An 8,178-nucleotide genomic window follows, 5' to 3' on the forward strand; every position below is an offset into this window, starting at 1 on the left:
CGGCGAAGTACAGACGGCCCTGGCCGGGCCGGCCCAGGTAGTTGGACCAGCCGGCGCTCCAGCGGACACCCGTGTTGAAGCGGAGCGAGGGGCTGCCCGAGGGTGCCGCCTTCGCGGTGCGCACCGTGATGGTGCCGTCGGTGTCCTGGATGACCAGGTCGGCGCGACCGTCCCCGGTGACATCGGCGGGTGTCACGACTTCGCGCGGGCGCTCGCGGACCTCTTGCACCCAGTCGTGCACGGCGCTGTCGTCCACGCGGGAGGAGAGCGCGCCGGTGCGGGTCTCGGTCGCGTCCTGTCCGTAACAGCCACCCTGCCAGGACCGGGAGTTGATGCCGGCCAGCTCGGGCTTGCCGTCCTTCTGGCGGATCAGCGGCCCACCGGCGTCGCCGGCGCAGATCGCGGTGCCCTGCCCGGTTATGGCCACCTGGCCGTCCTGGGCGGAGTCCACGGCGAAGGCGCCGGTGTGCAGGGCGAGCGGTGACCACTCGGTCTTCGTACGGCCGAATCCGGCGGCCGTGAGGGTCTCCCCGGCGGTGGGCGCGGTCGTCGTGAACGGGATCGGGGTGATCCCGGTGATCCCTGTGGTGGGCTGTGCCAGGCGGGCCAGGACCAGATCGCGTCCCTGGTAGGGGACGAGTTCGGTGATGTCGGTGACCAGGCCGCTGGTGGTGGTCAGGTCGGTACGGCCGATCGTGGCGACGGTCTTCTCGGCCGGCGTGCCCTCTGCGGGTAAGGCCCCCGAGGCGGGGTTGTCGACGAAACAGGAGGCGGCGGTGAGGACCCACCGGACGTCCACCAGCGCCCCTGAGCAGGCTCGTGCGCCGTCGCCGATGGCGAGGCGTACGGCATAGGAGTAGGCGGCATCGGTGGTCGCAGGGCCCGTGACTGCTTGCGCGGACGGGACGTTGAGCGCTAGTGGCCCGGCGATCAGGGCCGCGGCCAGCGCGGCGGCGCGCACAGGTCTGGTGAGTTGCATGACGAGGGTCCTTGATGCGAGGTCTGCGTAGCCTGTGGCCGTGGCAGAGTGGCTGACGAGGAGCGTCGGTTGTCGGCCGTACGGGACTCCGGTGAAAGAAACCCTGGCCTGGCGTTACTTGGTTGTCCGGATCTCCATCAGCATGAAGTCGCGGCCGTCGGGGTCCACGCTCTCGCCCACTCCGGTGAAGGTGTTCTTGGGGATGTCGAAGGACTTCTCCTCGGTGCCCGTGGTCATGTCGACCTGGGTGGAGTAGTCGTTGCCCTTCATTCCGTACACCGTGGGGATTTCCAGGGTGAGCCAGCCGGAGTTGCCCGTAACCTGGAAGCAGATCCTGTCGGTGCGGCTGCGCGTGTAGACCTCGAGCTGGCCGGTGCCCGTGACGCAGTCGGTGAGGGTGATGTGACCGTCACCGCGCTTCAGTTTGATGTTCTTCTCCGTCAGGATCTTGTCCGCGTTCGGGTAGTTGAAGTCTTCGACCGCATACCCCGGTGCCTCATCGGCGACGGACGTGGCCTGCGCCGTGCCGTCGGTGCCGCCTGTGGCGGGTGAGCCGCCGGCCAGCGCGAGCCAACTCAGTGCGGCGGCCGCCGTGGCTGCCACGGCGGTGCGCAGGAGGGTCTTCGTCTTCGGCATACGGGCCCGTGCGGGTCTTGCCTTCATCGCTGTCCCTTTTCGTCGTCTTGGTGATGGGGAGCGAAAGCCGGCGCCGACCGTACTCGGAATGCTGAATCCACTGGGATGGATTCGGCCAGACCTCTGCGGACGCACACATTCCTATAACCCTTCCCCCCGGACGCCCCCCGGATTGTCATACGGGCGCAACGGCCCGGGAAAATCCGTATGAAGACGCCCGAGCAATGACATCCCTTGTGCAGATTTTTATCAACCGGTCAAACAGGGCCACAACGGACGGGAGTTGAGGTCATTGTGTGACGTGGATCATGACATGGCGAGGGTTGCTCGGCCTCCCTTAAAGAGTCCATAAAAGAACAGCAAGCCGCGATCGGCAAGGTCGAGTCGGGCCAGGCACGCGGCGGCCGCGTCGACGCGGCCGGCACCACCCTCTCGCCGATCCTCGGCCCGGTCCTTGACGGCAACGGCTTCGCCAGCATCACGGACACCGACAACGGCGCGTTCGACGGCGACAGCACCTACGACCGCGCGGTCGGACCCATGCAGTTCATCCCCTCCACATGGGCGTGGGCGGGCCGCGACGGCAACGGCGACGGCAAGAAGGACCCCAACAACGTCTACGACGCGGCACTGGCCGCCGGGCACTACCTGTGCCGCTTCGGCCACGACATGTCCGTCCAGGCGCAGATGAACGCCGCGATCCTCAGCTACAACAACTCGACGGCGTACCTCAACACCGTCCTGTCGTGGCTGGAGTACTACCGCAAGGGCACGCACGAGGTACCGGACGGCACGGGCACGCTGCCCTCGCACCACAGCGACGAACCGGCCACGCCGAGCCCGAGCCCCACCCCGCCGCGGCCGACCGAGCCGGGCGGCACCAAGCCGGGCGGCCGCCCGACGAGCCCCGCCCCGACCCCGCCCGCGTCCCCCTCGCCGACCCCGCCGACCCCGCCCACCACCACGCCGGCACCGACGCCCACCGAGACGGTGGACCACCTGACGAACATGGCCGACGGCAAGGCCACGGCGACAGCCGGCGGCACGTTCACGCAGAAGATCGCCGTACGGACCGAGGACAAGGCCGACAAGGCCGTCGCGAAGGTCCGCGTGCGGTTCACCATCGTCGGCGACACCGACGCCACCTTCACCGGCGGCGAGAACGTCGCCACACAGCTCACCAACGGGCTCGGCACCGCCACCGCGCCCGCCCTCACGGCCGGTGAGAAGACAGGCGACTTCACCGTCCGCGTCACCGTCGTGGGCCGCGTCATGGCCGGCCTCGACTACACGGCGACCGTCACCGCCCGCCAGGCCGACACCCTGGCCCGCACCACCGACACCGCGCCGACCTGCGTGCCGGGCGGCGAGTTCGCCGACCAGATCGAGGTCAAGGCCACCTACCAGGGCGCCGCCGCGGGCAAGGTCGCCGCCACCGCGACCCTGGTCAAGTCCGCCGACGACACAGGCGAGAACGACAAGGGCCCCTACTTCAAGGACGTGGACGGCACGACCGTACGCACCCTCACCGCCCTGACCACCGACGCCGACGGCCTGCTCGTCCTGCCGAAGCTGTACGCCGACGACACCACCGGCACCTTCCTCCTCCGCATCACCACCACCGGCGGGGCGACACTGACCGTCGAACTGACGGTGGCCGCCGCCGCCTCTAGCACCGCGCCGCCACGCGCGGCCGTGCCTCTCCAGGGCGCCCCCCGGCCCATGCCGCGGGCGGATACGAGGGGCGATTTCACAGAGTCGGCGCACGTTGGCCGAGCGTCAAGCCGCACCCCTCGGCTCCGGCGGGCGGCTCCAAGAAGTGCCAACCCGAACAAGCGCAAGCAGCGCCAATCGACTCTGACCGTTCAACGCTCCCCGGTGTGTGCGGAGCTTGGCACCGCACACACCGGCGGCGCGGCTGGTCACAAGTGGGAATCACTCACAGGAAGGATGCCCTCATGGCCGAAGCCGAATTCGAGGCCCAAGCGGAGCAACAGTGGGCGGCCGGAGACCTTGCCGCGGCTCTGGCCCTGTATCTGAGGGCGTGGACCCGCCGGGACGACGAGGTCGCGGAGAAGATCCTGGACCTCGTGCACGAGTGGGGCGACATCGACGCCGCGCTGGAGCTGATCACCGCGGCCGCGGACGCGGGCAACGCCGGGGCGTACGAGGCGCTGGCCGATCTGCTGATCCAGCTCGACCGGCCCGAGGAGGCTGTCGCGGCCCTGGAGCAGGCTGCCCGCGGCGGCCGCGACGTGACCTGTGGACCGCGGCGGTCCTGGCCGAGGAGATCGAGGACAGGGTACGCGCGGAGGCCTACTACAAGCAGTCGCTGGCCGAGGGCAACCCCCGGGCGCTCAACGACTACGGCGTCTTCCTCAGCGAGGACGACGAACGGCTCGACGAGGCCGCCGATCTGCTGGGCCGGGCGATCAGCCAGGGCGACACCATGGCGGCCGGCAACCTCGGCCGACTCCTGGCCGACCGCGAGGAGTACCCGCAAGCACTTCCCTGGCTGCGCCAGGCTCTGGACGCCGGAGACCGTTCGATCCTGGTCGTGCTCGGCGAGGCCGAGAACGCCGTCGGTGACATGGAGGCGGCAGGGGCCCACCTGCGGGAGGCCTTGGCCGAGGAGATTACCGGAGCCCGCTTCGCCTGCGCGCTCCACCTGGCCGACAACGGCTCCCACCAGGAGGCCGTGGGACACTACGAGGCCGCCGCGGAGGACGGCGAGACCAACGCCTACCTGAACCTCGCACTCCTCCACGAGGAGCTGGAGCAGTGCCAACAGGCCGACCGCCGCTTCAGGGATGCCATCGAACACCGGGACGAACTCGCCTTCGTCAACTACGCGCTGTTCCTCTCGGAGCAGGGACGGGACAGCGAGATCGGCGCGCTGCTCGCCCCGGCAGCTGAACTCGACCTCGACCCTGAGGCCATGACGGAGCTACGGGCTCTCGCGAAGGCAAGAACACAGACGAATCCTGACCGGCCCTGAATTCGCAGGGCGTGCAGGGGTGCACCTCGCGCATCAACAGTGGGAACAGATACCTCCCGGAGCCCGAGGTGTCCTCGGATGACCAGCCAGCTCCGATCGAGACGGCCCGCGTCCAGCGCCGCCGTGAAGCCGAGGCCACCCGCGCACTTGCGCTGCGGCGGGCGCGTGCGGCGAACGGCCCGGAAGAACGGGACTGCGGCGGACCAGCTCGAGGGTGCAACGCCTGCGGTGGAGCTGGAACGCATGGCGTGACCGGAAGTTGTGGGCTGTGGTCGTCGGCTCGGGTGCCTTGCATTCAGCGACGGCCCTCACGCCTCGGTCGATCCGTCGACGCTGCCCGTCCACTACACACACTCGCCGGCTTGCACAGCCTTCACCGCGTCGTTGGGAGCGGGAAACCGTTCGCCAAGGTCATCGAGCAAGTCGATATCGCTCTCCGGGGCGTCGTCCCAGTCCAACAGCTCCAAACGTGCGGACTGGGCTGGAGCGGTTCGCACTGAGGCTCGTTTCGGGGGCGCCTTGCGGTCCCTCTTGCGCTTCTTCGGCATTGCCGTCAGTCTCCTTCACCTTCTTGGCGACCTGGTCTTCGATCGGTGCCGTCGCTGGCCATGAGGAGGCGATGGCGCATTGTCGCCTCCAGCCGGTCCCGGCCCTGCTCCCCGGCCTGGTGCCAGGCGCACAGCAGAATCCCCTCCAGGGGGCCGCCGACGAAGACGGCCTGTTCGACGGCGGCGACGCGCGTCGGCTGAGCTCGCGCATCGCCCTGGTCTGCCGCTCGACTGCCTGCGCGATGCCAGGGTCGACCCGGCTCGGGGGCGCGGCGGACTGGTGCGCGCCGAGCGCCTGGCGGTAGCCCTCGGACGCCGACCCCCGGGTCTTCACCGGTGCTTCGGGCCCGGCCTCGGCTGCTGGGGCGGGCTCCGTCGTACGGGGCGCGGGTGAGCCGCCGGCGGCCAGGACCCGGATGCTGCGCACGGCGTCGGTGCCGGACGTGCTGTTCGCCGTGGCGACGATCCGGGCGCTGATCAGCCGAAGCTGGGTGGCGTAGGCGGGCGAGTCGGGGCGCAGGTCCAACTGGCCGGTCTCCGGGTGGAAGGCCACCGCCTGGACGTGGTCGGGCAGCCGCGGGGAAACCGCGGCCGCGATGTCGGGCCACCGGTCCATCACGGTTCCGTCGGCGGCCGGGAGCTCCCAGGCACGCTCTGCCATCAGGCCCTTCAGCACGGCGGCGAACCCGCTCGGCTCGCGTCCGTCGCGCCGTACGGTCGTCTGACTACGGCGGCGCGGCGCGCGGGTCTCACCGCCGTGCTTCTTAGCAGCCTCGCGGGCCTGGCGCAGGGCGACCCGGGCGAGGGCAACGACGTGAAACTCACCAAGTGGATCACGGTCGCCCGCGCCGTCGATCTGGCCCACCTGCGCAGCTTCACCAACGGCCTCGAAGTCGACCGGCCCGCCGTGAACGCCGGCCTCACCTTGCTCTACCACAACGGCCGCACCGAAGGCGTCAACACCCGCACCAAGAGAATCATGAGACAGATGCACGGACGCGCCGGATTCGACCTCCTCCGCCACCGCATCCTCCTGCCCTGACGGACACCCGGCGTCACCACCGACTACGGGCCAGACCCTGATTCCTGATAGACCCGATGGCGGGATCTCCTGATCAGGTGGTCGTCGCTCCCTCGCCCTCTTCGACCAAACCGATGGCCTCCGGGAATCCGGAAGCGAATGCCTTATGCGCGGGGTCGGTCTCCTCGTGGGCAGCCTCCCGGAAGAGGTGCATCAGCTCCCGCCGGTCCTCGTCAGGCGCCTGGTCCAGCCGCCTCAGCAGGGTTCCCGTCCACGCTTCGGTAATCTTGACGGCTTCATCGTCGGCGACGGTGTTCTCGTCGGCCAGCTCGATACTGGCGAGCACAGCCATGTAGGCGGCCGCGAGCACCTGAGACCGGGTCACCGAAGTACCGGCTACGGCCTGCGGTTCCCGCGCGGGGAGACAGAGTTCGTCGGGAAGTTCCAGCAGCGACCGGTCTGCCTTCCAGAAGCCCCTGTACGCCATGTCCTGGCTGTGCATCGCTCCGGCGAGCCTGCGGAAGACGAGGACGAATTCCTGCCGGTCGTCGTCCGCCAGACGGTGCAGACCGTCCTGCACGATCCGGATGCCCCGTCCGGTGAGCCGTGCCTTGCCTTCCGCGCTGATACCGGCTGGCTCACCGGAATCGTCACCGCTCGGATCGCAGGAGCGGATGGCGGCGATGAGACCGAGCACACCCTCCGTGAGGATGTGCTCGATGAACCACTGTCTCGGCTGCCGGCCCGCGACATAGGTTCCCGGGGCCAGGTCGTTGAGCTCGACCGCGTCACGGGTGCGGAAGCCGGCAAGCGTGAGCACGCTTTTGATCGTCTCGTCCATGAGTGAGACGATCCGCGTACCGTGCTCGATCACCGGTTCCGAGAGATCGAGCCGGTCCGGCTGCATGAACTCGAGGGCAGCCTCGGTCAGGGATTCACCGGCGTTCCAGCTGACGTGGACGCCGCCTGTCGGACCTTCGATGGTGTCGACGGAAACGCACGCGCCGGCCTGCTGGTCGGCCAGGGTGTTGGGGTGTTGCACATATGCGGGGAGACCGGCGTGTTGCAGCTCTCGGCATACCTTCTTTGCCAGCGCGTGCCACTCGGCGATTACTTCTTCTGGAGCATGCGGAGAGCCGTTCTTCTCGGCATTGGCGCGTTTCTGAGGATCGATGTACGTCAAGGGTTCTCCTGTGGGAGCCGTCCGCAGCGAAGGGGATTCGGACTGTCGATTCTTCCAGTTCGGTAGATCAAGCCCCCTGCCGCTGTGGCGAACGGCACCAGATTACGGATGTGGGAGGCCCCGCCGGGACGGAAGTCCCGGCGGGGCCCGACAGCGGCTGGATCACTGATCCCGGTCAGTCATGCTTCTGTGCCTCAGTGCCTTGGCCGCTCATCACAGAACGAGTCAACCGTCCGCCGTTGGCCCGCTTGACATAGCTCGCGAGAAGACTCTTCGAATAGGACGCAATCTCAAGCGTGTAGGGGACGGAGTAGGTGATCACGGTCCCTTCCTTGAGAGCCTTTTTAAGAGCACCGGCACAGCCATCGCACGGCTGCCGTTCGGCGTACAAAGCGGTGATCTCCTTGGGGTCGACGCCCTTTTCCTTCAGCTGGTCCAGGATCTCCGTGTCGGAGTGGCCACTGAACTTGCTGTTGGCAACCACGTAATCACCGGTCTTGGGGTCGTTCCAGCCCGGCACCCTCGCCACGGCTACGTTGTGATCTGCCCCAAAGTATCCGTTCTCCACCCGGTACTTGTATGCGAGGTGGCTCATCTCGTCGCTGTTGTAGGCGATCAGCTTCAGCGGGCATGCGCTTCCGGACGCGGATATACCGGCGGAAAGCGGTGTACGCGCAATCCTGGTGCACGTCTTGCCTGTGCCACGTCGGGCGCCGCGCTCGTGGCGCTGGCGCGGCGTGAGACCCCGGCCTTCGAGATCGCCACCGCCATGGCCCACACCCTCGTAGGCCTCCTCGAAACCGACATGACCGT

General features: G+C 68.4%; 6 protein-coding genes and 3 pseudogenes. 4 read left to right on the top strand and 5 right to left on the bottom strand.

Annotated features, from left to right (window positions below; genetic code table 11):
- A partial coding sequence (locus ACZ4N5_RS41000; protein WP_467762063.1) for a S1 family peptidase occupies positions 1 to 979 on the bottom strand: 979 nt, incomplete at its 3' end.
- A 114-nt stretch (positions 980 to 1,093) separates the two neighbouring features.
- Positions 1,094 to 1,642 (bottom strand): hypothetical protein, encoded by a 549-nt coding sequence (locus ACZ4N5_RS41005; protein WP_467762064.1) that lies wholly within the window; start codon positions 1,640 to 1,642, stop codon positions 1,094 to 1,096.
- A gap of 336 nt (positions 1,643 to 1,978) precedes the next feature.
- Here ACZ4N5_RS41005 and ACZ4N5_RS41010 point away from each other — a divergent pair.
- The 3 genes and pseudogenes from ACZ4N5_RS41010 to ACZ4N5_RS41020 form a co-directional block, all read left to right on the top strand.
- Positions 1,979 to 3,310, top strand: a pseudogene (locus ACZ4N5_RS41010) (lytic transglycosylase domain-containing protein); the annotation flags it as partial.
- 403 nt (positions 3,311 to 3,713) lie between these two features.
- Positions 3,714 to 4,613, top strand: coding sequence for a hypothetical protein (locus tag ACZ4N5_RS41015; RefSeq protein WP_467762065.1), 900 nt, complete (start codon positions 3,714 to 3,716; stop codon positions 4,611 to 4,613).
- A gap of 619 nt (positions 4,614 to 5,232) precedes the next feature.
- Complete coding sequence (locus tag ACZ4N5_RS41020; RefSeq protein WP_467762069.1) at positions 5,233 to 5,466, top strand: hypothetical protein; 234 nt, start codon at positions 5,233 to 5,235, stop codon at positions 5,464 to 5,466.
- A gap of 116 nt (positions 5,467 to 5,582) precedes the next feature.
- Here ACZ4N5_RS41020 and ACZ4N5_RS41025 read toward each other — a convergent pair.
- Positions 5,583 to 6,026: pseudogene (locus ACZ4N5_RS41025) on the bottom strand (DciA family protein); the annotation flags it as partial.
- On the opposite strand from ACZ4N5_RS41025, the pseudogene ACZ4N5_RS41030 reads away from it, so the two are divergent.
- Positions 5,958 to 6,203: pseudogene (locus ACZ4N5_RS41030) on the top strand (transposase); the annotation flags it as partial. The pseudogenes ACZ4N5_RS41025 and ACZ4N5_RS41030 overlap by 69 nt on opposite strands.
- A gap of 73 nt (positions 6,204 to 6,276) precedes the next feature.
- Here ACZ4N5_RS41030 and ACZ4N5_RS41035 read toward each other — a convergent pair.
- Complete coding sequence (locus ACZ4N5_RS41035) at positions 6,277 to 7,365, bottom strand: hypothetical protein (RefSeq protein WP_467762066.1); 1,089 nt, start codon at positions 7,363 to 7,365, stop codon at positions 6,277 to 6,279.
- A gap of 175 nt (positions 7,366 to 7,540) precedes the next feature.
- The coding region (locus tag ACZ4N5_RS41040) for a nucleic acid/nucleotide deaminase domain-containing protein (protein ID WP_467762067.1) at positions 7,541 to 8,178 on the bottom strand (638 nt) is incomplete at its 5' end.

The organism is Streptomyces sp. NPDC026500 (assembly GCF_055567635.1).

What these genes read in the sequence shown, in the direction of transcription:
- ACZ4N5_RS41020 (WP_467762069.1), top strand. Translation starts at nt 5,233, where the DNA reads ATGGCGCATTGTCGCCTCCAGCCGGTCCCGGCCCTGCTCCCCGGCCTG.
- ACZ4N5_RS41005 (WP_467762064.1), bottom strand. Translation starts at nt 1,642, where the DNA reads ATGAAGGCAAGACCCGCACGGGCCCGTATGCCGAAGACGAAGACCCTC.